Source organism: Pseudomonas sp. TMW22089, from assembly GCF_022496645.1.
Taxonomy (GTDB): Bacteria; Pseudomonadota; Gammaproteobacteria; order Pseudomonadales; family Pseudomonadaceae; genus Aquipseudomonas; species Aquipseudomonas paraversuta.
In genome coordinates, this window is the sequence record NZ_SCFG01000007.1 from 187324 (window position 1) to 211439 (window position 24116).

A 24116-nucleotide genomic window follows, 5' to 3' on the forward strand; every position below is an offset into this window, starting at 1 on the left:
AACATGAAGCAGATGAAAGTTGTAACTGTTGTAGGTACTCGACCGGAGATTATCCGTCTGTCGCGCGTGATGGCGGCCTTGGACGAGCATTGTGAGCATATTCTGGTCCACACGGGCCAGAACTATGACTACGAACTCAATCAGATTTTTTTTGATGATCTTGGTATTCGTAAACCGGATTTCTTCCTCAATGCAGCAGGTGCCAGCGGTGCGGAAACGATCGGTAATGTGATCATTGCAGTCGATCGGGTACTGGCAGAAGTGAACCCTGAGGCACTCTTGGTGCTTGGGGACACTAACAGCTGCATGGCTGTTATTCCTGCCAAACGTCGCAAGATTCCTACGTTCCATATGGAAGCCGGTAATCGTTGTTTTGATATGCGCGTTCCGGAAGAGATCAACCGCCGCATTGTTGACCACACCGCGGATATCAACCTGACGTATAGCACCATTGCGCGTGATTACCTGTTGCGTGAAGGTTTGCCGCCAGACATGGTCATCAAGACCGGTAGCCCGATGTTTGAAGTACTTCAATACTATCGTCCGGGTATTGAAGCGTCTGATGTCCTTGAGCGCCTGGGTCTTGAAGCTGGCAAGTTTTTTGTGGTCAGCGCACACCGTGAAGAGAATATCGATTCCGATAAGAACTTCCTGAAGTTGGTGGATGTGTTGAACGAGGTCGCCGCACATTTCGGGTACCCGGTAATCGTTTCAACCCACCCTCGCACGCAAAAACGCGTTGACGCGCTGGGCATCACATTTCATGAAAATGTGCGTTTGCTCAAGCCGTTGGGCTTCAAGGATTACAACAAACTGCAACTGGAGTCCAAGGCAGCACTGTCTGACAGCGGTACCATCAATGAAGAATCGTCGATTCTCAACTTCCCGGCCCTGAACCTGCGCGAAGCCCATGAGCGTCCAGAGGGTATGGAAGAGGCGGCGGTGATGATGGTTGGCCTGGAAGTGGAGCGCGTAATGCAGGGCCTGCAGTTGCTCGACAGCCAGGAGCGCGGGACTGACCGTACGTTGCGTCTTGTCGCAGATTACAGCATGCCAAACGTTGCCGCTAAAGTGGTTCGAATCATTCACAGCTATCGTGATTATGTGATGCGTGTAGTCTGGAAAAGGTATTAATTAAATGGCAGTCCGTGTTTTGCTTTTGACTCAGTGGTTCGATCCAGAACCCACATTCAAGGGATTGGTTTTTGCACGAGAGCTGGTGAAGCAGGGATTTGACGTCGAGGTGGTTACCGGATTTCCCAACTATCCAGGCGGCAAGATTTATCCTGGCTTCAAGATGCGCTTGATTCAGAAAGAAGTAATTGATGGAGTCAAGGTTACACGGCTGCCTTTATACCCAAGTCATGGTCAAAGTGGTTTGGGCAGGGTCGCGAACTATATAAGCTTTGCGGCCACAAGTTTATTCTACGGTTTGTTTGGTGCAAAACGTCCGGATGTGATCTACGCCTATCATCCGCCGTTGACGGTGGGTATTGCCGCCGTGTTCATCAGGTTTTTTCGCCGTGTGCCAGTGGTCTATGACATTCAGGACATGTGGCCTGATACGTTGCGGGCAACGGGGATGTTTTCAAACGAAAAGGCATTGAATGTCGTTTCAAAAGTATGTGATTGGGTCTATCGCCATGTTGATCAAGTCGTGGTCCTGTCGCCGGGCTTCAAGCGTCTGCTGATCGAGCGTGATGTGCCCGAAAAGAAAATCGAGGTTATTTATAACTGGTGCGCCGAAGATCAGATTACGGCAAGCACCCACCAGGTTCCGGACGGTTTTCCCGACGCATCGCGCTTTCGTGTGCTTTTTGCCGGGAATATGGGGAAAGCCCAGGCACTCGATTCGGTGCTCGATGCGGCCAAAATTTTGCAGTTGCGCGACAAGGCCATGGTTTTCGTATTTCTGGGTGGCGGTGTCGAAGTCAAGCGCCTGGAGCAAAGGGTGAGCGATGAGGGGTTGAATAATGTGGTGTTCCTGCCGGCGGTTTCCATGGCGCAGGTCGGCAACTACCTGAGCAGCGCGGATGCGTTGCTGGTCCACCTTAAAAAAGACCCATTGTTTACTATCACCATTCCCTCCAAGACGCAGGCGTACATGGCAGTGGGCAAGCCGTTGCTGATGGGTGTGGATGGTGATGCGGCGGACCTGGTCAACCAAAGCGGATGTGGCCATATTGCACAATCACAAGATCCTGATTCATTGGTTGATGCGGTTGATAAACTCATGAACGCCACACCCGCCGAGCGCGCTGCGATGTCCGAGAACGGACGTGATTTCTATCGCGCCAATTTGTCCTTGCGCAAGGGTGTCGAAAGTTTTGCAGTGATCTTCAAGCGACTGGCCGGGAAGCGTGGTCAGTGACAGCCTTGGAAGTTAAAGTGTCAATATCAGGACAGAGTGCGGGATTGCCAGATGCTTAAGCGGTTATTTGATGTAGTTGCGTCGTTTTTCGGGCTGTTATTGCTTTCGCCCGTCATTGCTGTTGTCGCCTGGCAAGTCCGTCGGAAGCTGGGCACACCTGTACTTTTTCGTCAGGTACGTCCGGGGTTACATGGCAAACCCTTTGAGATGATCAAGTTCCGCACCATGAAAGACGCGTGCGACGCGCATGGCAACCCACTCCCTGACTCTGAACGCATGACAGCATTTGGCTCGTTCCTGCGTTCCAGCAGTCTGGATGAGCTTCCAGGCTTGTGGAATGTTTTAAAAGGCGAGATGAGCTTGGTTGGGCCGCGTCCGTTATTAATGGAATACCTGCCGCTTTACAACGCGCAACAGTACCGCCGGCACGAAGTTCGTCCTGGTGTAACCGGCTGGGCACAAGTCAACGGACGTAATGCGTTGAGCTGGGAAGATAAGTTTAAACTCGATGTATGGTACGTAGACAACCGGAGTATCTGGCTGGATGTGAAGATTGTCTTCCTGACGCTGAAAAAAGTGCTCATCCGAGAGGGGATCAGTGCCGATGGTGAAGTAACCATGTCGAAGTTTACGGGGGGGCAATAATGAAGCGCTTAGCCATTGTCGGCGCCGGGGGCCATGGCAAGGTCGTTGCTGATACGGCGGAGTGTTGTGGCTGGGAAGTTGTCGAGTTCTTTGAAGACAACTGGTCTGGTCGAGAGACGAACGGCGCCTGGCGTATTGCAGGTGATACTTCGACTTTGTTGAACCATGCCCGTGATTACGATGGTGTCGTTGTGGCCATCGGAAACAATGCGGTACGCCTCGCCAAGCTCAAGGAGCTGGCGGGGGCAGGGGCGCAGTTGGTTTCGTTGATCCACCCCGACGCAACAATCAGCCGTTATGCTGCGATAGGTACGGGGTCGGTGGTTTTCGCAGGCGTAGTGGTGAATGCCGGTGCGCAAGTCGGATCAGGTGCGATTCTTAATACGGGATGCAGTATTGATCACGACTGCGTACTTGGTGATGCTGTACATGTCAGTCCGGGCGCCAGACTTGCTGGCACTGTCCAGGTTGGCAGCATGAGCTGGATCGGTATCGGCGCCTGTGTCAGACAGTCCACACAGATCGGTTCTCATGTGATTGTGGGTGCAGGTGCGGCGGTAGTCAGTGATGTAGCTGATTCGCAGACAGTCGTTGGCGTACCGGCCAGGCCACGTTAAGCGGGCATGCGGTGTGTTGACCATGGGTGGCCATAAATAATTGCGGCGGACGAACCGGCGAATAATACGCCCCTTACTTTCTTCATCGAAATTAAGGGGTAATGTGTTGCGCTGACACTCTCTTGTTTTTCCCCCTGGCCGTCTTTTACTACTGAAGAAACCGACGCGAAACGCGATGTCATCGTTCAAAAAGGGCAATTATTTGATCGGCAAAGACTGCCAATAATTTTGAAATAATTTACTGCCTGGTCTGGCACCGAATATGCAACTGTGTTGCAAACAGCAATGTTATTCTCGATTTGGCACTGTTGGTGTCGGATCGTGATGGTTGAACTTCATCGGAAACAAATCGGATAACGCCGGCTCCTGGTCATTTACACGAATGAGGCCGCAATACCTGCCATTCAAGCAGCAGATCAGAACAGCAGATCACAATCGTTGGGCGAATGGTGAGCGGATCTGGCAGATCCCGGCCAGCGAGTGATTGTTTTTTTGCGTATGAAATGCGCGCCAGTGGTCGTACTGTCATTTACTTGAAGGCCAGACAGGTATCCCCAAAGGCCTAATGTACCTTTTGGCTGTCTGCCCGCTTAAGGCATCCCGGGTACAGGAGATACAAAAGCAAGGTCCGCAACGCGGTGATGTTGAATTGAGAGGTGAGAACTGTATCATCCGCGCAGGGTTCTAAATTTTGGCGATCATTGAGCCTGTGCACATCCACAGAATTCACATGAATGCGTTTCAGGTAGGGGTCTATAGCCTGAGCAGATAGGGTTGGTGCTTGACTAGATGGTGGCATAACGAGCATCGGCAAAGGAACTGTTGACGCTGTGTCAAATTCATCACTCATTCGTCGACGTTCCGATGCAGTCGGGGTGAACCCGCAGCGGTGATTCTATTGGGCCGCTATGGAAAAGAAACAAGCCAGATGCGAGGCACTGGCGATTGCACCATACAATGGTAAACGGAAGACCCATTAATGAAATGCCCATGTCCATAACAAGCCCCGCAGCAGCCTGCGTGGCCATTACATCCAAGCCAGGCGACTGGTACTTGGTGCAGTGCAAACCCAGACAAGACGAGCGGGCTGAAGAAAACCTTCAGCGCCAGGGTTATGACTGCTCGCGCCCATCCTGCCGGCGCGAAACCCTCGTACGTGGTCAATTGCAATCCACTCGAGAGTCCTTATTCCCAGGCTATCTGTTTATACACATGCCCCAGGGCGCTAACTGGGCACCCTTGCGTTCCACGCGGGGCGTAGCTCGCATAGTGGCTTTTGGTGGCCGGCCTCTGGCCGTTAGCCATGATCTTATTATTCAACTGCAAGAACGCGCCAACACGCACGCTATCGCCGCGTACAGCCCAGGCGACAAAGTTGCCATTCTTGATCAGGGCTTCGCAGGTATTGAGTCCATATTCATGACCATGGACGGAGAAGAAAGAGTCATTCTGCTTATCAATTTGATGAATCGTCAGCAACAGATCAGTTTGCCAGTGACCAGTATTGGCAATCGCTAAGTAAAACTCAGGCTATGGCCTGAGTAATGAGAAACCCCGTTTTCAGGAAATCGACGTTGAATCCTGGGGCGGTAGCGTGTTTTTCAAAATAAAATTCAAACGATCACCTGTTGGCATCAAAGGTGGTTTAGCCGAATAGTTAAGGAAGAGCCAGAAACATGACCACCATTAAGCGTAAAGGCATCATTCTCGCTGGCGGCTCAGGTACACGCCTGCACCCGTTGACTTTAGGCGTCTCCAAACAGATGTTGCCTATCTATGACAAGCCGATGATTTTCTACCCTCTATCGGTCTTGATGTTGGCGGGCATGCGAGAAATCCTGATTATCTCTACCCCGGAAGACCTGCCTTGCTTTAAAAAATTGCTGGGTGATGGCAGCCAATACGGCATTGAACTCAGCTACGCTGAACAGCCGAGTCCCGATGGATTAGCGCAGGCTTTTATCATCGGCGAGGAGTTCATCGGTGAAGATCCAGTCTGCCTGATCCTTGGCGACAACATTTTTTATGGTCAATATTTTTCCGACAATCTGCGTTCGGCCATGTCCCGCACGACAGGCGCAACGGTCTTCGGCTACCACGTCTCCGATCCTGAGCGTTTTGGTGTTGTTGAATTCGACGCTGCCGGTTGCGCGATCAGTATTGAAGAAAAGCCAGCAATACCAAAATCCAAATATGCTGTTACGGGCTTGTATTTTTACGATAATCGCGTCGTCGAAATCGCAAAAAAAATAAAACCCTCTTCACGGGGCGAGCTTGAAATTACAGACGTCAATCGAGCGTATTTAGAGACTCAAAGCTTAACTGTTGAACTGCTGGGGCGTGGTTTTGCCTGGCTAGATACAGGAACGCATGAGTCTTTGCTAGAAGCGAGCCACTTCGTGCATACGATTGAACACCGACAGGGATTGAAAGTCGCTTGTTTGGAAGAGATAGCGTTCAATAAAGGATGGATCACGCCAGAAAAACTAGAGGCCCAAGGACGAAAACTTGAAAAGACAGGTTATGGCCAATATCTGTTGAGACTCTTTTTTGAAAGTAATCAGAAATGAAAATAACCCGCGCTGAAATCCCCGATGTTCTCATTATAGAGCCTGTTATTTATAAAGACTCACGTGGTTGGTTTATGGAGACTTTTAACCATAAGCAATTTGCAGAAAGTTTACAGTCCTTAAATATACCCAGCCCTGAGTCATTTGTTCAAGATAATCACTCATGCTCTTCCAAGGGCGTCTTGAGAGGGCTCCACTACCAAGAGTCACCGCATGCGCAAGGAAAACTGGTGAGGGTCGTGAAGGGATCCGTATATGACGTGGTTGTGGACATCCGAAAAGACTCACCCAGTTATTTGCAATGGTTCGGGATTGAGCTGAGTTGCACTAACAATCTTATGCTGTGGATTCCTGAAGGCTTTGCTCATGGTTTCGTTGCCTTGGAAGAAGATACACATTTTTTGTATAAGACAACTGACTATTATCATAAAGAATCTGAGCGCTCAATTTTATGGAGTGACCCTGCATTGGGCATTCGCTGGCCTGAGTTGGGGGGGTACAAAATCAGCGAAAAAGATGCTGAGGCTTTGCCGTTTGACGCTGCACATTGATACTCGGGAGCGGAGAGTCTGTTCTGGTATGAGTCTCCCGTGGTGAACACCGCCACGGCATGGCTTCTATAGGCAGTGCAAGAATGTAAAGCTGTGGAGAGTGCGGTATACGCAGCTATAAACGGTTTAGTGCACCGCGACTGTTGGCACAGGTGTTGTGGCTTTTGCTGGGGGGCAAGTCCGGCGCGGCGACTGGTTGTGGTTTTATCCTGAGTCCCGCCTGCAGTATCGATCACGATTGTTTTTTGGACGAGTGTGTTCAGGTTAGTCCCGGCGCGAGGCTTGCCGGGACAGTACGTGTTCTCCGCTTGCGCTGGATCGGTATTGGTGCGAGCGTAAACCAGTCTATAAATATCGGCTGTAATATCAATATCGATGCTGGTACCGCGTTTTTGAATCACTTGACGAAATAAGAGCCGTTGCAGTTATTCCTGCTAGCGGCTTGGGGAGATGAATGCACTCCCGGTATGCACAGACTGCTTTTTAACTTTTATTCGTGGGTACTGAATTGTGTTGAATACACCTTTTTCTCCTTGGCCTTCCTTCACCGTAGAAGAGGCTGACGCTGTCCGCGATGTCATATTATCCAATAAGGTCAACTACTGGACCGGTCAAGAAACGCGGACTTTTGAAAAAGAGTTTGCGGCCTGGTCAGGTACTGAATATGCAATTGCCCTTGCCAACGGCACTGTAGCCCTTGACCTGGCATTAAAAGCGCTCGGGATCGGAGCGGGTGATGAGGTGATAGTTACCTCTCGTACGTTCCTGGCTTCGGTTTCAAGCATCGTCAATGCGGGTGCGGTACCCGTTTTCGCAGATGTCGACCTGGATTCGCAAAATTTTACGGCTGAAACCATCCGTGCAGTTTTGACTCCGCGTACCAAAGCGCTGATCTGCGTTCATTTAGCCGGCTGGCCATGTGATATGGATCCGATCATGGCGTTGGCCAATGAGCATGGGCTAAAGGTGATTGAAGATTGTGCCCAGGCCCACGGTGCTCATTACAAAGGCAGGCCGGTCGGTTCTATCGGCCATGTAGGTGCCTGGTCATTCTGTCAGGATAAAATCATGACCACCGGCGGCGAAGGTGGAATGGTCACCACTAATGATCGACAACTGTGGGCTGATATGTGGGCTTACAAAGACCACGGCAAGAGTTGGGAAGCTGTTTATGAGCGAGACCATGCCCCTGGCTTCCGTTGGCTGCATGAAAGTTTTGGTACGAACTGGCGTATGCTCGAAGTACAAGCCGTTATTGGACGTATTCAATTGCGTCGCATGCAGGACTGGCAAGCGTCTCGCCTGAGCAATGCCATGCGTATTTGGGATGCGGCTCGGCAATTGCCAGCACTGCGGGTTCCTGTACTACCTGCCGATGACGTGCATGCTGCGTACAAATGCTACGTGTTTGTGCGTCCTCAAGACTTGAAGGCTGGCTGGTCCCGGGATCGCATTCTGAATGAAATGGTCTCTCGCGGCGTGCCGGCTTTTTCCGGTTCATGTTCCGAGGTTTACCTTGAGAAGGCTTTTGACAATACGGGCTGGCGGCCTGAGCAACGCCTTGCCAATGCGAAGGAGCTGGGTGAGACGAGCATGATGTTTTTGGTGCATCCAACACTCACAGAACAGGAAATCAGTTTGACCTGTAAGGTATTGAGTGAAGTTGTTGAGGAAGCATCACTGGTGTGAGATATAACCTTGCGATGGGTAGCCAGGAGCATTGAGCAGTAGAGTGTTGATGGTTTTTTTTGTGCAGCATAGGTGTTCAAGGGTTTATGGATAAAATTCGAACGTACTTACTCAACCTGTCACGGCGGCAAAAACGCGTTATTCAAGTGGCCACAGATGTGATTCTTGTCTGGATTGCCCTGTGGCTGGCTTTTGTCGTGCGGCTAGGTATCGAGGAAGCGCTTTTTCCATTCGAGATGCACCTTTCTCTTTTCGCTTTTGCGCCCCTGATAGCCATTCCTCTATTTGTCCGGTTCGGTATGTACCGCGCCGTGATGCGCTATTTCGGCAACGATGCCCTGATAGCGATTGTCAAAGCAGTAAGTCTGTCATCGCTGGTTCTGGCTGTAGTGATGTATTGGTACAGCAATCCCGAAAACCTTGTGCCGCGCTCGATAGTTTTCAACTACTGGTGGCTGAGCCTGATCATGCTTGGCGGTTTGCGTCTGGCCATGCGGCAGTACTTCCTGGGTGACTGGTTCTCTGCTGCTCAGCACGTTCCCTTTACCAGCCGGGACGACGGCTTGCCCCGTGTTGCCATTTACGGTGCCGGCGCTGCGGGTAATCAGCTGGTCGCGGCCCTGCGCATGGGCAGAATCATGCGCCCTGTAGCTTTCATCGATGATGATGAAAGCATCTCTGATCGTGTTATCTCCGGTTTGCAGGTGTTCAAGCCTGAAAACATGCAGCAGATGATTGATCGGACAGGTGCACAAGAACTCTTGTTGGCAATCCCTTCTTCGTCCCGCGGTCGCCGTCGGGAAATTCTGGGTCTGCTTGAAGGCTTCCCGCTTCATGTGCGCAGCGTTCCAGGTTTCATGGATCTGGCCAGCGGCCGGGTCAAGGTCGACGATATCCAGGAAGTGGATATTGCCGATTTGCTGGGGCGTGATGCGGTACCTGCCCAGGGGGAGTTGCTGGAACACTGCATTAAAGGTCAGTGCGTACTGGTGACGGGGGCGGGCGGCTCCATTGGTTCAGAGCTGTGTCGGCAGATCCTGGCACTTCGACCAACGACGTTGCTGCTGTTTGAACACAGCGAATTCAATCTTTACAGCATTTGTTCCGAACTTGAGCAACGGGTTACTCGTGAGTCACTGTCGGTGAGGGTATTACCGATTCTGGGCTCGGTGCGTAATGCGCACAAACTGCTGGAGGTCATGAAGACCTGGGGTGTCGATACTGTGTATCACGCTGCCGCGTACAAGCATGTCCCAATGGTTGAGCACAACATTGCTGAAGGCGTACTGAATAACGTTATTGGCACGCTCAATACGGCCCAGGCTGCTTTACAGTCCGGGGTTGCGAACTTTGTGCTGATTTCTACTGACAAGGCTGTACGTCCGACCAATGTGATGGGCAGCACCAAGCGCCTGGCCGAGATGACGCTTCAGGCGCTCAGTCGGGAAGTGGCGCCTGTACTGTTTGGCGATGCAGCTAATGTTTCGCGGGTTAATAAAACCCGCTTCACCATGGTTCGCTTTGGCAATGTACTGGGCTCTTCGGGATCGGTCATTCCGCTGTTTCACAAACAGATCAAAGCCGGCGGGCCACTGACTGTGACTCATCCCAAAATTACCCGCTACTTCATGACTATCCCGGAGGCCGCACAGCTGGTGATTCAAGCCGGTTCCATGGGGCAGGGCGGTGATGTGTTTGTGCTCGATATGGGCGAGCCTGTGCGCATTGTCGAGCTGGCCGAAAAAATGATTCACCTTTCCGGCCTCAGTGTTCGCTCAGAGAAGAATCTGCATGGCGACATCGAAATCGAATTCACGGGCCTGCGCCCGGGCGAAAAGCTTTACGAAGAGTTGCTGATTGGTGACAACGTAGTAGCGACCCGGCACCCGATGATCATGAGTGCCAATGAAGACATGTTGCCCTGGGATGAACTCAAGCAGCGGCTGAGACAATTGCTTGAAGCGGTGGATCAGGACGACTATCCGCTGGTACGGCAACTATTGCGCGATACGGTCAGTGGTTATGCCCCCGAGGGCGAAATTGTCGACTGGATCCATCAACAACGTCGCTCAGAGTTGTTATGACTACATACTCTGCAACGCAGTGATTTTTGACACTCCGCTTCCATCACCTACGTTTGGAGTACAGCTCAGGAAAGCTGTTTCTACTTAACGATGTAAAGGAGTGTCACTTATGCGTATTAGCTTTCTGTCTTCGATGTTTTTGGCCCTGATGGTGGGTATTTCCGGCGTAGCTCATGCTGCGCCCCAGGCGGAGGTACCCAAGCCGACTGTAAGTGCCCACGCTGAGCCAGAAGCACAGCTGGTAACGGTCAACCTCAACACTGCAGATGAGGCGACACTCCAGCGTGAACTCTCTGGTGTAGGGGCCGCCAAAGCCAGGGCCATAGTGGCTTACCGTGAGGCCAACGGGAACTTCGCCTCGGCAGATGAACTGCTGGAAGTGACCGGGATAGGCAAGGCCATTTATGACAGGAATCGCGATAAGGTCGCGGTGAACTAAGCCAGCCGGTGGAAAGTAAAAAGGCCAGTCATTGACTGGCCTTTTTGCGTCTGGTGTTCAAGCCTGCTGATCTGATTGCTTCAATGCATTACGCGTTACTGCAAGAATCTTCTCTCTGAGTGCATCGCTTTGGGCTCCGCGAGACAGGACCAGAGCCCCAACCAGTGTTGCAAGTATCACGATGCTCCGGTCTTGAGCATCCGGCTCCTCAAGGGCGCCCTCAATCTGTTCAAGTCGGGCGTTGATTACGTAGTCCGTGGTGGAGCTGGGAAGCCCTTGTTGGGCCATTTCAGCGGACATGGTTGGTAGCGGGCAGCCTTCATGGGGAGAAGTGACGTGCCATTGGGACAAGTAAGTGTCGATGAATGCATTGAGTGGCTGCGGCTGGCTGAATAGTTGTTCGCAGATGGTGTCCACTTCATCAGCCGCATGCTGCAGGGCTTTTTCTACCAGTTCGTTTTTCGACGAAAAGTGGGCATAAAAGCCACCGTGGGTGAGGCCCAGGGATTTCATGAGGGGTTGTAGCCCCGTGGCGCCAATCCCGTCTCGCCGGAAGAGCCCGGATGCTTCTTTGATGATGCGTTTGTGGGTTTGGGCTTTATGACCTGGGGAGTACCGCATGGCTGCTGTCTCTTATGCAATCAAGCATCATAGCCTTGGGCTCCAGGGAGATGTACAGGTGTTTCATTCCAGGGCATGTAGATATTTGTAGTCGACAACCCAGCCCATGGGCTGGGTAAACATAGTCAGACTGTCTCAGCGGTCCTTCGACTCTTTCTCATCCATCTCGGCGTTACGTTCGGCTACACGTTTACGCTGTTCATCGGTCAGTTCAACTTTGTTGGCGGTTTCACGTAAAGTCATCAGCGCGCCAACGATGGCGCCGATAGCTACGATCAGAATTAACCAGGCATACCAGGGCATAGTGTTCTCCTTGTTGAGTGAACCGCTGTGCAAAGCGGGTTGCAGTCTGTCCTTTTGAGTCTGTGACTACGCAGTGGTTTCATTGTAGGCCGGTTAATCCGCTGCGGGTCTTATAACTCTTTAGATGACTAAAATTGTGAAATTGCGATCATCGGGTGCCGGTAAGCGGCTGGTTCCGCTACAATGCGCGCCGATTTCGACCAGCCTGAGAACCCGCTAATGTCCGACTGCCAGACTCCTATTATCGTCGCCCTGGATTTCCCAACGCGTGACGCCGCACTGAAACTGGCTGATCAGTTGGACCCGAAGCTGTGCCGGGTGAAAGTGGGCAAAGAGCTGTTTACCAGCTGTGCTGCGGAAATTGTCGGCACTTTGCGTGACAAGGGTTTTGAGGTGTTTCTGGATCTCAAATTCCACGATATTCCCAATACCACAGCAATGGCGGTTAAAGCTGCCGCCGAAATGGGCGTGTGGATGGTGAACGTTCACTGCTCGGGCGGGATGCGGATGATGGCCGCGTGCCGTGAAGTGCTCGACAAGCGTACCGGCCCGCAACCGCTGCTGATTGGTGTGACAGTGCTGACCAGCATGGAGCGCGAAGACCTGGCCGGGATTGGCCTGGACATCGAGCCTCAAGAGCAGGTACTGCGGCTGGCTGCCTTGGCCCAGAAGGCCGGTATGGATGGCCTGGTCTGCTCGGCACTGGAAGCGCAAGCGCTCAAGGCTGCGCATCCAGCGCTAAAACTGGTGACCCCGGGGATTCGTCCTGCCGGCAGCGCCCAGGATGATCAGCGCCGTATTCTGACCCCGCGCCAGGCGCTGGATGCAGGCTCTGACTATCTGGTAATCGGCCGCCCGATCAGCCAGGCTGCGGACCCGGCCAAAGCTCTGGCTGCGGTGGTCGCCGAGCTGGCCTGACTGCGCGCTAATTAATACTGATTCTGTAACAACGGCTTGCCTGCGATGCTCTCGCGGTCAGGCCGTTGCCACTTCAGGGGGGGCACAATGATCAAGTGCCGGGTCAGACCTTCAAGATCAACTTGCCGAAGTTTTCCCCGCTGAACAGTTTCATCAGGGTTTCGGGAAATGTTTCCAGCCCTTCAACAATATGCTCCTTGCTTTTGAGTTGGCCTTTGGCCAGCCATCCGGCCATTTCTTGCCCTGCTGCTGCATAGCGGTCGGCATAGTCCATCACCACAAACCCTTCCATGCGTGCGCGATTCACCAGTAGCGACAGATAATTGGCCGGCCCTTTTACGGCTTCCTTGTTGTTGTACTGGCTGATGGCGCCACAAATCACTACGCGGGCTTTAAAGTTCAGGCGGCTAAGTACTGCATCGAGAATATCGCCGCCGACGTTGTCGAAAAACACATCGACCCCTTTAGGGCATTCGCGCTTAAGACCTGCGATGACGTCTTCGCTCTTGTAGTCGATAGCCCCGTCAAAGCCCAGCTCTTCAATCAGTAACTCGCATTTCTGTTTGCCCCCGGCAATACCCACCACGCGGCAGCCTTTGAGTTTGGCGATTTGCCCGGCAATGCTGCCGACCGCACCGGCGGCGCCGGAAATCACGACGGTGTCACCCGCTTTAGGTGCGCCGACTTCGAGTAAGGCGAAATAGGCGGTCATCCCGGTCATCCCCAGTGCTGATAAATACACTGGCAAAGGTGCGAGTTTCGGATCGACTTTGTAGAAGCCCCGGGGTTCGCCCACGAAGTAGTCCTGCACCCCCAGCGCACCGTTCACATAGTCACCGACTGCAAAACCGGGATGTTCGGAGGCAATCACCTGACCGACACCCAGGGCGCGCATCACTTCGCCCAAACCGACCGGCGGAATATAGGATTTGCCTTCGTTCATCCAGCCGCGCATGGCCGGGTCGAGCGACAGGTATTGATTCTTGACCACTATCTGGCCTGCGCCCGGCTTGGCCACAGGCACTTGCTGAAAGCTGAAGGTGTCCCGTGTTGCGGCGCCGACGGGGCGTTTGGCAAGAAGAAACTGGCGGTTGGTCTCGGCGGTCATGGTCTGCACTCAGCTAAAAGACAAAGACTGTTGATAGCCCTTCTTGCCTGGCCCAGCAAGTGAATCTCGGCTCACGAATGCTTTTTCATCACCTTGAGTGATTGTGGTGGGCAGGGATTTATCATTTCGATAAATAAGGGGCTGATCTGTGTGCGTGCCTACACTCTGCACAGCTTTTCCCCTTCGAGGACAAAAATAATGAGCATGAGCTTTTCCGGGCAGGTGGTGGTTGTCACGGGGGCAGGGGCCGGTATTGGCCGGGCAACCGCGCTGGCCTTTGCCGCAGAGGGTTTGAAAGTCGTAGTGGCCGATCTGAATGTTGCCAGCGGTGAAGGCACGGTTGAGCTCATCAGGGCTGCGGGCGGCACATCCGTGTTCGTACCCTGCAATGTGACCCTCGAAGCCGAGGTAAAACACTTGATGGCGCAGACCATCAGCACTTACGGCCGCCTGGACTATGCCTTCAATAATGCCGGGATCGAGATTGAACAGGGGCGTCTGGCAGAGGGTACACAGGATGAGTTTGACGCGATCATGGGGGTTAACGTCAAAGGTGTCTGGTTGTGCATGAAGTATCAGTTGCCGCTGCTGCTGGCCCAGGGCGGCGGTGCAATCGTCAATACCGCGTCGGTGGCGGGGCTGGGGGCGGCCCCGAAGATGAGTATTTATTCGGCATCCAAGCATGCAGTGATTGGTTTGACCAAGTCAGCGGCCATTGAATATGCAAAGAAGGGGGTTCGGGTGAACGCGGTATGCCCGGCGGTTATTGATACCGACATGTTTCGCCGTGCCTATGAGGCAGATCCGAAAAAGGCTGAGTATGCAGCGGCAATTCATCCCGTGGGGCGTATAGGCACAGTGCAAGAGGTGGCCAGTGCGGTGCTGTATTTATGCTCTGACGGTGCAGCCTTTACCACGGGCCACGCCCTGGCCGTGGACGGCGGAGCGTTGGCGATTTGAGCGAGCGCCAACCAATTGTGCAGGAGTCGGGCTTGCTTGCGAGCTCCTTACCTCAGCATCGCCAGCGAGCCCGGCTCCTATAGAGTTGCATTGCCGGTCAGCGCGCTTTCCAGTTCAGGATGATCAAGGTCAACACGCCCGCGACAATTCCCCAGAAGGCCGAGCCAATCGAGAACAGGGTCATTCCGGACGCTGTGACCATAAAGGTGATGAGTGCGGCTTCGCGTTCTTTCGATTCAGCCATGGCGATGGTCAGGCCATTGCTGATGGAGCCGAACAGGGCCAGTGCTGCAATCGACAGTACCAATTCTTTGGGGAAGGCTGCGAACAGTGCCGCCAGCGTTGCACCAAAGGTCCCGGCAATACCGTAGAAAATGCCGCACCACATTGCCGCCGTGTAGCGTTTTTTAGGGTCTTCGTGGGCATGGGGGCCAGTGCATATGGCGGCACTGATCGCGGCCAGGTTAATCCCGTGGGAACCGAAGGGTGCGAGCAGCAGCGAGGCGACACCGGTGGTGGTGATCAGCGGCGAAGCGGGGACGTTGTAACCATCGGCCCGCAGCACGGCGATGCCCGGCATGTTCTGGGAGGTCATGGCCACCACAAATAGCGGGATACCGATACTGATGGTCGCGGCTATCGAGAACGAGGGTGTAGTCCATACCGGGACCGCGACTTCCAGGGCGAAACCGCTGAAATCCAGGAGTCCAAGCAAGCCCGAGATCAAGGTGCCGATCATCAGGGCCGCGAGCACGGCATAGCGCGGCAACAGGCGCTTGACGATCAGGTAAGTGACCAACATCCCGACCACCAGCCCGGTGCGATGTTGTGCCGCGACGAAGATCTCGCTACCGATCTTGAACAGGATGCCCGCCAGTAAAGCCGCTGCCAGTGACCCGGGGATACGTTTGACCAGGCGCTCGAAGCTGCCGGTCATGCCGCAGATAATGACCAGCAGTGCACAGGTGATATAGGCGCCGATAGCCTCGCCATAGCTGACGCCACCGAGGCTGGTGATCAGCAGCGCGGCCCCGGGCGTAGACCAGGCGATGGTAATGGGGGTGCGGTAACGCAATGACAATCCTATGCTGCAAACAGCCATGCCAATTGACAAGGCCCATATCCACGAGGAAATCTGTCCGCTGCTCAGACCTGCTGCCTGGCCGGCCTGAAACATCAGCACCAGGGAACTGGTGTAGCCGGTCATCATTGCGATAAAGCCTGCGACCACGGCTGAAGGCGAGGTGTCGGACAGCGGATGTAACCGCGGCAGAGGGGCGTCGGACATGGTGCGCAATTCCTTGTTCTTGAAGAGAGTTCTGACAGCACGCAAGCCTAAACGCAAAGCTAACCTGTCATTGCGATACAGCCGGGATCGCAAATGACCGTACAGTCGTACTGGCACTCTGGCTTGTGTACAATGCGCCCTGATTTTATGCATTAATTCTTTGCCAGCGACGCCCGTTACCGTACTGAGGTAACGTCTAATTCGCCGCCGCTTTCCCACACGAGTGCCCATGAACGAACAGTTGCAGCCTCTCAAGAAACAATCCCGCGCAGGCAAGGCCGGCCGCAGTGGAACCCAGGACGATATCGTCTACGCGCATATTTTCGAGGCGATTCTCGAACAGCGTCTGGCGCCTGGAACCAAGCTGAGTGAAGAAGCGCTGGGTGAAATCTTTGGGGTGAGCCGTACCATCATTCGTCGTGCCTTGTCGCGTCTGGCCCACGAAGGGGTCGTATTGCTGCGGCCAAACCGTGGTGCGGTGGTGGCCAGCCCCAGTATTGAGGAAGCGCGTCAGGTGTTTTTTGCCCGGCGGCTGGTAGAAAAGGCCATCACCGAACTGGCTGTGGTGCATGCCTGTGCCGAGGACCTGGCGCAGTTGCGCAAAATGGTGGAAGACGAGCGTGACAGCTTTTCGCGGGGCGATCGCGGGGCCGGGATCCGCTTGTCAGGCGAGTTTCACCTGAAACTGGCAGAGGCTGCCAAAAATGCGCCCCTGATCAGCTTCCAGCGCAGCCTGGTGTCGCAAACGTCACTGATTATTGCCCAATACGAGAGCGGCAACCGCTCGCACTGCTCCTACGACGAGCACATGCAATTGATCGATGCGATTGAAGCGCGTGATGCCGCGCTGGCTGTAGACCTGATGATGCACCACATGGATCACATCGACAGCAAACTCAACCTTGACGAAGAGAGCGCCTCGGACGATTTGCATGCGGTGTTCTCGCACTTGCTGCAAACCAAGGGCAAAAGCCCCCGGCCTGCAGCCAAGCTGTAAACCCGCCATCGATTCCTGAAGGAGCGAGCCTGCTCGCGATGTCATCGCCGGCAAGCCGGCTCCCACAAGGTAGCGGTGTATTCAGGTTTAGCGCTGATGCACCAGATTGCCCGCTGCATAGGTCTGTTGCACGGTGCGGTCATCGCCCAGGGTCATCAATACAAACAATGTTTCGGCAATGTTTTTCGACTGCTTGAGGCGATAGCTCATCAACGGTGTGGCGTTGTAGTCCAGGACCACAAAGTCCGCATCGCTGCCCGCTTGCAGGTTGCCGATACGGTCTTCCAGACGCAGGGCCCGCGCGCCGCCCAGGGTGGCCAGATACAACGACTTGAACGGATCGAGGCGTGCACCCTGCAGTTGCATGACCTTGTAGGCTTCGTTCAGGGTGTTGAGCAGCGAGAAACTAGTGCCTGCACCCACATCCGTGCCCAGCCCGACATTGAGTTTATGCTTCTCTGCCATCGGCAAGTTGAACAGGCCGCTGCCAAGGAACAGGTTGGACGTCGGGCAGAAAGCCACTGCCGAGCCGGTTTCCGCCAGTCGGGCGCATTCCTCGTCACACAAATGCACGCCATGGGCAAATACCGAGCGCTCTCCCAGCAGTTGGTAGTGGTCGTACACGTCCAGATAGCCTTTACGCTCCGGGAACAGCGACTTTACCCACTCAATTTCTTGAAGGTTCTCGCTGATATGGGTGTGCAGATACAGATCCGGGTATTCACCCAACAACTTGCCCGCCAGGGTTAATTGCTCTGGCGTACTGGTCGGCGCGAAGCGTGGGGTCACCGCGTAATGCAGGCGGCCCTTGCCGTGCCAGCGCTCGATCAGCGCCTTGCTTTCGCTGTAGCCGGTTTCGGCGGTGTCGGTCAGATACTCCGGCGCGTTACGGTCCATCATCACTTTGCCGGCAATCAAACGCAGGTCCAGACCCTGGGCGGCTTCGAACAGGGCATCCACTGATTGCGGATGCACGCTGCCAAATACCAGGGCCGTGGTGGTGCCGTTGCGCAGCAGTTCCTTGAGGAAAATGCCGGCCACTTCGTCGGCATGGGCTTTATCGGCAAACTGGTTTTCGCACGGGAAAGTGTAGGTGTTGAGCCAGTCGAGCAACTGCTCGCCGTAGGCACCGATCATCCCGGTTTGCGGGAAGTGAATATGGGTGTCGATAAAACCGGGCGTGATCAGCGCATCGGTGTATTCCGTGATCTCGGTATCGGCGGTCAGTGTCGCAAGCAGCTCGCTGGCTGCTCCGACGGCTTTGATCAGGCCGTTGTCGACCACCAGCAGGCCATCTTCGAAATACTCATAGGAGGCTTCGATGCCGACTTCGGCGGGGTCGGCAATGCTGTGCAGGATGGCGGCGCGATAGGCTTTACAGGTCATGACAATTCTCGGTGCGTGGCATGGCTGCGTCGTGAAGACGGCAGCAATTGTTTAATGGGTTCAGATGACGCGGTGTTGCCACTGGCCGTGTGCTGGCCAAAGTGGGCGTTATAGGTGGCGATGATTTCGCCGGCGATGGATATGGCGATTTCCACAGGCAGTTTGCCTTTGACTTCGCTCAAGCCCATCGGGCAGCGCAAGCGCTGCAAATGTTGCGGGCTGAAACCGCGGTCGCGCAGGCGATGCTCGAACTTCACGCGCTTGGTTTGGGAACCAATCAAACCGAAGTAGGTAAAGTCGTTACGTTTGAGCAAGGCGGCGCTGAGTTCCAGGTCCAGGGCGTGATTATGCGTCATGACGATGCAGTAGCAACCTGTTGGCAGCGCATCCACCTCGTCGACGGGTTCATCGGTGACGATTTTTCGCACGCCTGCAGGTATTTGCGTCGGGAATTCCTGTTCCCGCGAGTCGATCCAGCGCACCCGGCACGGCAGGCCGGCAAGCAGCGGCACCAGTGCACGCGCCACATGGCCGGCGCCAAAGACGGCGATCTGGGCCTGCACCTGGCCCATGGGCTCGAACAGCAACAGGGTTACGCCGCCACAACATTGGCCCAGGCTGGCGCCCAGGCTGAACCGCTGCAGATGGGTGTCGTGCTTGCCGCTGTCGAGCATCTGGCGGGCAATCTCCATCGCCTTGTATTCCAGATGACCGCCGCCGATGGTGTCGAAGGTCTGCGCGGCACTGATTACCATCTTCGAGCCGGCATTGCGCGGGGTCGAGCCTTGCTCCTCGATAATGGTCACCAGGACGCAAGGTTCGCCTTGTTGCTGCAGGTCGGCCAGGGCGCTGATCCAGTTATTCATACGGTTTCCCCCGGGCTGCTTTACGCATTTGCTCACACCCCCACAACACCCGCTCCGGCGTTGCCGGCGCGTCGATCTCGGGTTGCAGGCGATAATCGGCGAGGCTGGCGACTGCATCCTTGATCGCACACCAGGCGGCGATGCCGAGCATGAACGGTGGCTCGCCTACGGCCTTGGAGTGGAACACCGTGTCTTCCGGGTTCTTGCGGTTCTCCACCAGGGTTACCCTCAGGTCCAGGGGCATGTCCGCCACGGCCGGAATCTTGTAGCTGGCCGGGCCGCTGGTCATGAGTTTGCCTTTGGCATTCCACACCAGTTCTTCCATGGTCAGCCAGCCGGCGCCCTGGATGTAGCCACCTTCGACCTGGCCAATATCAATGGCCGGGTTCAGGGAGGCGCCCACGTCGTGGAGGATGTCTGTGCGCAACATCTTGTATTCGCCGGTCAGGGTGTCGACTATGACTTCGGCGCAGGCGGCGCCAAAGGCAAAGTAGTAAAACGGCCTTCCGCGTGCCTGGTTGCGGTCATAAAAGATCTTTGGTGTTTTGTAGTAGCCGGTGCTCGACAGTGAGACCTGGCCGAAATATGCCTGCTGGATCAGGGTTTCAAAGCTGATGATCTGCTCGCCAACGCGGACCTGGCCATTGTGAAACATCACATCCTGCGGCTCGACCTGATACTTGCCGGCTGCAAACTCGATCAGCCGTTGCTTGATGATTTCAGCAGCGTTTTGCGCGGCCTTGCCATTCAGGTCGGCACCGCTGGAGGCGGCAGTCGGCGAGGTGTTTGGCACCTTGTCAGTGTTGGTCGCGGTGATTTGCACGCGACTGATCTCCACTTGAAACACCTCGGCCACCACCTGGGCCACCTTGATGTTCAAGCCCTGACCCATCTCGGTACCACCGTGGTTGAGGTGGATGCTGCCGTCAGTGTAGATATGGATCAGTGCCCCGGCCTGGTTGAGAAAACTGGCGGTAAAGGAAATACCGAATTTAACCGGGGTCAGTGCCAGGCCTTTTTTCAGCACCGGACTGCTGGCGTTAAACGCCTTGATCGCTTCGCGTCGCTCGTAATACTGGCTGCTTGCCTCGAGATCTGCGGTCATTTCCTCCAGCAGGTTGTGCTCCACGGTCTGGTAATAGTGGGTCACGTTGCGTTCAGTCTTGCCGTAGTAGTTGGCCTTGCGCACGGCCAGCGGATCGAGGGCCAGGTGGCGGGCGATACGGTCCATGACCTCTTCGATGGCAACCATTCCTTGGGGCCCGCCAAAACCGCGATAGGCGGTGTTTGAAGCGGTGTTGGTTTTGCAGCGATGGCCATTGATCGTTGCGTCGCCCAGGTAATAGGCGTTGTCGGCATGGAACATGGCGCGGTCGACGATGGAATTGGACAGGTCCGGCGAGCACCCGCAGTTACCGGCCAGGTCCAGCTGAATGCCTTGCAGTTGGCCCTTGGCATCGAAGCCGACGTCGTATTCGATATAGAACGGATGACGCTTGCCGGTCATCAGCATGTCTTCGACCCGTGGCAAACGCATTTTGCTCGGCTGGCCGGTCAGGCGCGCGACTACCGCGCACAGGCAGGCGGGGCTGGCCGCCTGGGTCTCCTTGCCGCCAAAGCCTCCGCCCATGCGCCGCATGTCGACGACGATTTTGTTCATCGAAACATCAAGGACTTCGGCGACCAGTTTCTGTACTTCGGTCGGATTTTGCGTCGAGCAGTAAACAATCATGCCGCCATCTTCGGTAGGCATTACCGAGGAGATCTGGGTTTCGAGATAAAAGTGTTCTTGCCCGCCGATATGCAGGCTGCCCTGCAAGCGGTGAGTGGCCCGGGCCAGTGCACCGCTCGAGTCGCCGCGTTGATGGGTGTGGCTTTCGAGCACGAAGTGCTTGTTGCGCAGGGCCTGCACCACATCGAGCACCGGCTCCAGGTCTTCATACTCGATAATCGCCGCCATTGCGGCCTTGCGGGCGGTATCCAGGTCCTTTGCGGCCACTACCAGTACCGGCTGGCCAACAAATTCCACCTTGTCGATGGCCAGCAGCGGGTCGCCGGGCAGCAGCGGACCAATGTCCTTGAGGCCGGGAATATCCTCATGGGTGATTGCCAGACGCACTCCGTCAAAGCCATAGCAGGGCGCTGTATCGACGCGAATGATTCTGGCGTGAGCCCGGTCGGACAAGCGCGCGTAAAGATGTAGCTGATTGGGAAACTCAAGTCGGTCATCGATGTACTGTGCTTCACCCGAAACGTGCTTCTCGGCACTGTCATGTTTGACACTGCGGCCAACGCCGGTCTTCAGGTCTTGCCGGAAGAGGGCGGTCAACTCGGCCTGGGTTGGCTCAATCTTGTGATGATTAGACATATGCTGTTACCCGCGTCTCAAGGTGTGGCGTTTGCTGCTCGATGAAAAATTTACGCAGCAGGTTTTGCGCGCTCAGCAGGCGGTATTCCTTGCTGGCGCGAAAGTCGGACAGCGGGGTGAAGTCTTCAGCCAGTGCCGCACAGGCCCGCTCAAGGGTCGACGGGTTCCAGGGGGCGCCGAGCAGGGCATCTTCACAGGCTTTGGCCCGTTTGGAGATGGCAGCCATCCTGCCATAGGCGACCCGTGCCTCAACCACCAGGCCGTTGTCGATATGCAGGTTGAAGGCCGCGCACACGGCACTGATGTCGTCATCCAGGCGCTTGGATACTTTATAGGCGCGAAAGGTATGACTCTGGCTGGCGCGAGGGATGACAATTTTCTCGATAAACTCGCCTTCCTGACGAGCCGTCACCCGGTAGTCGATGAAGTAATCCTCAATCGCCAGGGTGCGCCGGGCTTCCCCTTTGCACAGCACCAACTGTGCACCGAGAGCGATCAGTAGTGGAGGCGTGTCACCAATGGGCGAGGCGTTGCCAATATTGCCGCCAAGGGTGCCCTGATTGCGGATTTGCAAGGACGCGAAGCGTTGCAGCAGTTCGCCGAAGTCCGGGTATTCAGCCTTGAGCGTGCTGTAGGCGTCAGTCAGTGAAACGGCAGCCCCGATTTCAAGGCGGTCCTCAAAGCGTTCGATCAGTTTCATTTCGGCCACGTTGCCGACATAGATCATGACCGGTAACGGGCGATGAAACTGGGTGACTTCCAGGGCCAGATCGGTCCCTCCGGCCAGCAGGCGGGCCTGGGGGTGCGACTCATATAGCTGAGCCAGATCGCTGATGGTCAAGGGCAGCAGGCAGCGTTTGTCGCCGCTGTTCAGTTCTGCGGTCTGGGTCGGGGCAATGGCTTCGAGTTGAGCGATGGTCTGGCTCTGTTGCGCATCGAACTGATCGCCCCGCTCTGCGTTGCAGGCCTGCTCGGCGGCGGCCAGGATGGGGCGGTAACCGGTACAGCGACACAGGTTGCCGGCCAGCGCTTCGTGCGCCTGATGACCATCATGGAGGCCGGTGCTGTTCTTTTGCAGGGCGAACAGCGACATCACGAAGCCCGGGGTGCAGAAACCGCACTGTGAACCATGGCAGTCGACCATTGCCCGTTGCACGCTGTGCAGCTGGCCCTGGTGTTTGAGGTCTTCAACGCTGATCAGTTGCTTACCGTGCAAGGTCGAAACAAAGGTCAGGCACGAATTGATACTGCGATAGCGCAGGCTCCGGGTGCCTGTATCGTCGCTATGCAACTCACCCACCACCACAGTGCAGGCACCGCAGTCGCCGCTGGCGCACCCTTCCTTGGTGCCGGGTTTGTGCAGGTGCTCGCGCAAGTATTCAAGCACGGTCATGTTCGGGTCCAGCGCATGCTCGCAGCGCAGCGTCTGGTTGAGTAGGAACTGGATCACGGAAGGCCTCGCAAAATCATTATTGTTATAGAGCGGGATGGACTGAATCTAGCTAAAGCTGACTCTCAGGTCAAGAAATTAGGCTCGACTGTCCCGGTGATTTAAATAACGGGAATTTATTTGCTTATTTCGTGCCAAATTCAGGGTTTGCGGCACTCCGCTAGCACCGGGCAAGTGAGTTACACTGCGCCGCTTGTACTGATCGAAGATTTTGAAGGTAAAACATGACGTTCAAGGCGCCGGATAGCCTCGCCGAGCAAATCGCTCACCACCTCGCCGAACGCATCATTCGGGGCGAGCTCAAGCCTGGGGAGCGCATTCAAGAGCAGAAAGTGACTCTGGCACTTAACGTCAGTCGCGGTTCTGTGCGCGAAGCGTTGCTGATTCTCGAGCGCCGGCACCTGATCGCCATCCTCCCGCGGCGCGGCGCCCATGTCACCGAGCTCACTGCGCACAAAGTGCAGAGCCTGTGCACGCTGATGAGCGAGATGTACATTCTGCTGGGCAACGCCGTGGCCCGCCGCTGGGCGGTACAGGCTGATCTGGGGCCTTTCCTGCAGATTCAGCAGCGTCTGGTCGCCAGCTACGAGCGTCAGGACATCAGTGCATTTGTCGAAGACAGTTTCAATGTGATGCGTGCGGCGTTTCCGTTTGCCGACAACCCGTATTTGCAGGAAACCGTTGAAAACCTGCATCCGGCCATGAGCCGTGCCTATTACCTGGCGCTGGATCAGCGCAAGGCTGAAATGAGCGAATACCTGGAACTCTTCGCGCAGTTGCTCGAAGCCGTAGTGGCGCGTGATTTGCCGCAGATTCGCGAGGTTCTGAGCCGCTATGCCCAGCGCAGTTGTGACCTGGTGCTGTCTGCCTTGACGGTTGCCTGAG

At 55.2% G+C, this 24116-nt stretch carries 22 protein-coding genes; 14 read left to right on the forward strand and 8 right to left on the reverse strand.

Annotation, left to right across the window (positions count from 1 at the left end):
• The first annotated feature begins 3 nt into the window (after positions 1-3).
• The 10 genes from wecB to EQV90_RS09830 all read left to right on the forward strand — a co-directional run bounded on the left by wecB (position 4) and on the right by EQV90_RS09830 (position 10966).
• Positions 4-1134, forward strand: a complete 1131-nt coding sequence (gene wecB, locus EQV90_RS09785; RefSeq protein ID WP_003447124.1) for a UDP-N-acetylglucosamine 2-epimerase (non-hydrolyzing) — start codon at positions 4-6, stop codon at positions 1132-1134.
• 4 nt (positions 1135-1138) lie between these two features.
• Positions 1139-2371, forward strand: coding sequence for a glycosyltransferase family 4 protein (locus EQV90_RS09790; protein WP_003447125.1), 1233 nt, complete (start codon positions 1139-1141; stop codon positions 2369-2371).
• 51 nt (positions 2372-2422) lie between these two features.
• Positions 2423-3016, forward strand: a complete 594-nt coding sequence (locus tag EQV90_RS09795; RefSeq protein ID WP_010656174.1) for a sugar transferase — start codon at positions 2423-2425, stop codon at positions 3014-3016.
• Positions 3016-3633, forward strand: coding sequence for an acetyltransferase (locus EQV90_RS09800; RefSeq protein WP_003447127.1), 618 nt, complete (start codon positions 3016-3018; stop codon positions 3631-3633). Before EQV90_RS09795 ends, EQV90_RS09800 begins: the two co-directional genes overlap by 1 nt.
• 990 nt (positions 3634-4623) lie before the next feature.
• The gene (gene rfaH, locus EQV90_RS09805) at positions 4624-5151 is read left to right on the forward strand and encodes a transcription/translation regulatory transformer protein RfaH (protein ID WP_165439653.1); all 528 of its coding nucleotides are present in this window, start codon (positions 4624-4626) and stop codon (positions 5149-5151) included.
• Between the two features lie 158 nt (positions 5152-5309).
• Positions 5310-6203, forward strand: a complete 894-nt coding sequence (rfbA, locus tag EQV90_RS09810; RefSeq protein WP_003447135.1) for a glucose-1-phosphate thymidylyltransferase RfbA — start codon at positions 5310-5312, stop codon at positions 6201-6203.
• The gene (rfbC, locus tag EQV90_RS09815) at positions 6200-6754 is read left to right on the forward strand and encodes a dTDP-4-dehydrorhamnose 3,5-epimerase (RefSeq protein ID WP_003447137.1); all 555 of its coding nucleotides are present in this window, start codon (positions 6200-6202) and stop codon (positions 6752-6754) included. The genes rfbA and rfbC overlap by 4 nt, the downstream gene beginning before the upstream one ends.
• Before the next feature lie 510 nt (positions 6755-7264).
• Positions 7265-8443, forward strand: a complete 1179-nt coding sequence (locus tag EQV90_RS09820) for a DegT/DnrJ/EryC1/StrS aminotransferase family protein (RefSeq protein ID WP_003447140.1) — start codon at positions 7265-7267, stop codon at positions 8441-8443.
• Positions 8444-8529: 86 nt separating this feature from the next.
• A complete protein-coding gene (locus tag EQV90_RS09825) occupies positions 8530-10527 on the forward strand; it encodes a nucleoside-diphosphate sugar epimerase/dehydratase (RefSeq protein ID WP_010656171.1) in 1998 nt (665 codons plus the stop codon).
• A 109-nt stretch (positions 10528-10636) separates the two neighbouring features.
• On the forward strand, positions 10637-10966 hold the full coding sequence (locus EQV90_RS09830; protein ID WP_003447144.1) for a helix-hairpin-helix domain-containing protein: 330 nt from the start codon (positions 10637-10639) through the stop codon (positions 10964-10966).
• Positions 10967-11023: 57 nt separating this feature from the next.
• Here the strand turns inward: EQV90_RS09830 and EQV90_RS09835 are convergent, their stop codons facing one another.
• Together EQV90_RS09835 and EQV90_RS09840 are read right to left on the reverse strand one after the other, a co-directional pair.
• Complete coding sequence (locus EQV90_RS09835) at positions 11024-11587, reverse strand: TetR/AcrR family transcriptional regulator (protein ID WP_003447146.1); 564 nt, start codon at positions 11585-11587, stop codon at positions 11024-11026.
• A gap of 135 nt (positions 11588-11722) precedes the next feature.
• On the reverse strand, positions 11723-11890 hold the full coding sequence (locus EQV90_RS09840; protein ID WP_003447148.1) for a DUF2897 family protein: 168 nt from the start codon (positions 11888-11890) through the stop codon (positions 11723-11725).
• Between the two features lie 219 nt (positions 11891-12109).
• Between EQV90_RS09840 and pyrF the strand changes: the two genes are divergently transcribed.
• Positions 12110-12808, forward strand: a complete 699-nt coding sequence (gene pyrF, locus EQV90_RS09845) for an orotidine-5'-phosphate decarboxylase (RefSeq protein WP_003447150.1) — start codon at positions 12110-12112, stop codon at positions 12806-12808.
• 103 nt (positions 12809-12911) lie between these two features.
• Here the strand turns inward: pyrF and EQV90_RS09850 are convergent, their stop codons facing one another.
• Positions 12912-13916 carry an NADP-dependent oxidoreductase gene (locus EQV90_RS09850; RefSeq protein ID WP_240878041.1) on the reverse strand — a complete coding sequence of 335 codons (1005 nt, stop codon included), beginning with the start codon at positions 13914-13916 and terminating at the stop codon, positions 12912-12914.
• Between the two features lie 198 nt (positions 13917-14114).
• On the opposite strand from EQV90_RS09850, the gene EQV90_RS09855 reads away from it, so the two are divergent.
• Entirely contained in the window at positions 14115-14876 is a 762-nt protein-coding gene (locus tag EQV90_RS09855) for an SDR family oxidoreductase (protein ID WP_003447153.1), read from the forward strand.
• 97 nt (positions 14877-14973) lie between these two features.
• Here the strand turns inward: EQV90_RS09855 and EQV90_RS09860 are convergent, their stop codons facing one another.
• The gene (locus EQV90_RS09860; protein WP_003447155.1) at positions 14974-16164 is read right to left on the reverse strand and encodes a benzoate/H(+) symporter BenE family transporter; all 1191 of its coding nucleotides are present in this window, start codon (positions 16162-16164) and stop codon (positions 14974-14976) included.
• A gap of 229 nt (positions 16165-16393) precedes the next feature.
• Here EQV90_RS09860 and EQV90_RS09865 point away from each other — a divergent pair, with 229 nt between their 5' ends.
• Positions 16394-17161: a GntR family transcriptional regulator gene (locus EQV90_RS09865; protein WP_003447157.1), complete on the forward strand. Its 768-nt coding sequence runs from the start codon at positions 16394-16396 to the stop codon at positions 17159-17161.
• 87 nt (positions 17162-17248) lie between these two features.
• Here the strand turns inward: EQV90_RS09865 and guaD are convergent, their stop codons facing one another.
• From guaD to xdhA, 4 genes are read right to left on the reverse strand one after another with little or no spacing between them, the layout of a single operon-like run.
• Positions 17249-18547, reverse strand: a complete 1299-nt coding sequence (guaD, locus tag EQV90_RS09870) for a guanine deaminase (protein WP_010656169.1) — start codon at positions 18545-18547, stop codon at positions 17249-17251.
• Positions 18544-19413, reverse strand: a complete 870-nt coding sequence (gene xdhC / locus EQV90_RS09875; RefSeq protein ID WP_003447161.1) for a xanthine dehydrogenase accessory protein XdhC — start codon at positions 19411-19413, stop codon at positions 18544-18546. Before xdhC ends, guaD begins: the two co-directional genes overlap by 4 nt.
• On the reverse strand, positions 19406-21781 hold the full coding sequence (gene xdhB, locus EQV90_RS09880; RefSeq protein WP_240878042.1) for a xanthine dehydrogenase molybdopterin binding subunit: 2376 nt from the start codon (positions 21779-21781) through the stop codon (positions 19406-19408). Before xdhB ends, xdhC begins: the two co-directional genes overlap by 8 nt.
• The gene (xdhA, locus tag EQV90_RS09885; RefSeq protein WP_240878043.1) at positions 21774-23231 is read right to left on the reverse strand and encodes a xanthine dehydrogenase small subunit; all 1458 of its coding nucleotides are present in this window, start codon (positions 23229-23231) and stop codon (positions 21774-21776) included. Before xdhA ends, xdhB begins: the two co-directional genes overlap by 8 nt.
• 224 nt (positions 23232-23455) lie before the next feature.
• On the opposite strand from xdhA, the gene EQV90_RS09890 reads away from it, so the two are divergent.
• Positions 23456-24115: a GntR family transcriptional regulator gene (locus EQV90_RS09890; protein ID WP_003447165.1), complete on the forward strand. Its 660-nt coding sequence runs from the start codon at positions 23456-23458 to the stop codon at positions 24113-24115.
• Position 24116 lies beyond the last annotated feature (1 nt).

Bases quoted from the DNA above. Each gene is read 5' to 3' on its own strand.
- pyrF (WP_003447150.1), top strand. From the start codon at position 12,110: ATGTCCGACTGCCAGACTCCTATTATCGTCGCCCTGGATTTCCCAACG.
- EQV90_RS09855 (WP_003447153.1), top strand. From the start codon at position 14,115: ATGAGCATGAGCTTTTCCGGGCAGGTGGTGGTTGTCACGGGGGCAGGG.
- EQV90_RS09825 (WP_010656171.1), top strand. From the start codon at position 8,530: ATGGATAAAATTCGAACGTACTTACTCAACCTGTCACGGCGGCAAAAA.
- EQV90_RS09830 (WP_003447144.1), top strand. From the start codon at position 10,637: ATGCGTATTAGCTTTCTGTCTTCGATGTTTTTGGCCCTGATGGTGGGT.
- rfaH (WP_165439653.1), top strand. From the start codon at position 4,624: ATGTCCATAACAAGCCCCGCAGCAGCCTGCGTGGCCATTACATCCAAG.
- rfbC (WP_003447137.1), top strand. From the start codon at position 6,200: ATGAAAATAACCCGCGCTGAAATCCCCGATGTTCTCATTATAGAGCCT.
- guaD (WP_010656169.1), bottom strand. From the start codon at position 18,547: ATGACCTGTAAAGCCTATCGCGCCGCCATCCTGCACAGCATTGCCGAC.
- EQV90_RS09850 (WP_240878041.1), bottom strand. From the start codon at position 13,916: ATGACCGCCGAGACCAACCGCCAGTTTCTTCTTGCCAAACGCCCCGTC.
- wecB (WP_003447124.1), top strand. From the start codon at position 4: ATGAAGCAGATGAAAGTTGTAACTGTTGTAGGTACTCGACCGGAGATT.
- EQV90_RS09790 (WP_003447125.1), top strand. From the start codon at position 1,139: ATGGCAGTCCGTGTTTTGCTTTTGACTCAGTGGTTCGATCCAGAACCC.
- EQV90_RS09800 (WP_003447127.1), top strand. From the start codon at position 3,016: ATGAAGCGCTTAGCCATTGTCGGCGCCGGGGGCCATGGCAAGGTCGTT.
- EQV90_RS09840 (WP_003447148.1), bottom strand. From the start codon at position 11,890: ATGCCCTGGTATGCCTGGTTAATTCTGATCGTAGCTATCGGCGCCATC.
- EQV90_RS09835 (WP_003447146.1), bottom strand. From the start codon at position 11,587: ATGCGGTACTCCCCAGGTCATAAAGCCCAAACCCACAAACGCATCATC.
- EQV90_RS09860 (WP_003447155.1), bottom strand. From the start codon at position 16,164: ATGTCCGACGCCCCTCTGCCGCGGTTACATCCGCTGTCCGACACCTCG.
- EQV90_RS09865 (WP_003447157.1), top strand. From the start codon at position 16,394: ATGAACGAACAGTTGCAGCCTCTCAAGAAACAATCCCGCGCAGGCAAG.
- EQV90_RS09795 (WP_010656174.1), top strand. From the start codon at position 2,423: ATGCTTAAGCGGTTATTTGATGTAGTTGCGTCGTTTTTCGGGCTGTTA.
- rfbA (WP_003447135.1), top strand. From the start codon at position 5,310: ATGACCACCATTAAGCGTAAAGGCATCATTCTCGCTGGCGGCTCAGGT.
- EQV90_RS09890 (WP_003447165.1), top strand. From the start codon at position 23,456: ATGACGTTCAAGGCGCCGGATAGCCTCGCCGAGCAAATCGCTCACCAC.
- xdhB (WP_240878042.1), bottom strand. From the start codon at position 21,781: ATGTCTAATCATCACAAGATTGAGCCAACCCAGGCCGAGTTGACCGCC.
- xdhC (WP_003447161.1), bottom strand. From the start codon at position 19,413: ATGAATAACTGGATCAGCGCCCTGGCCGACCTGCAGCAACAAGGCGAA.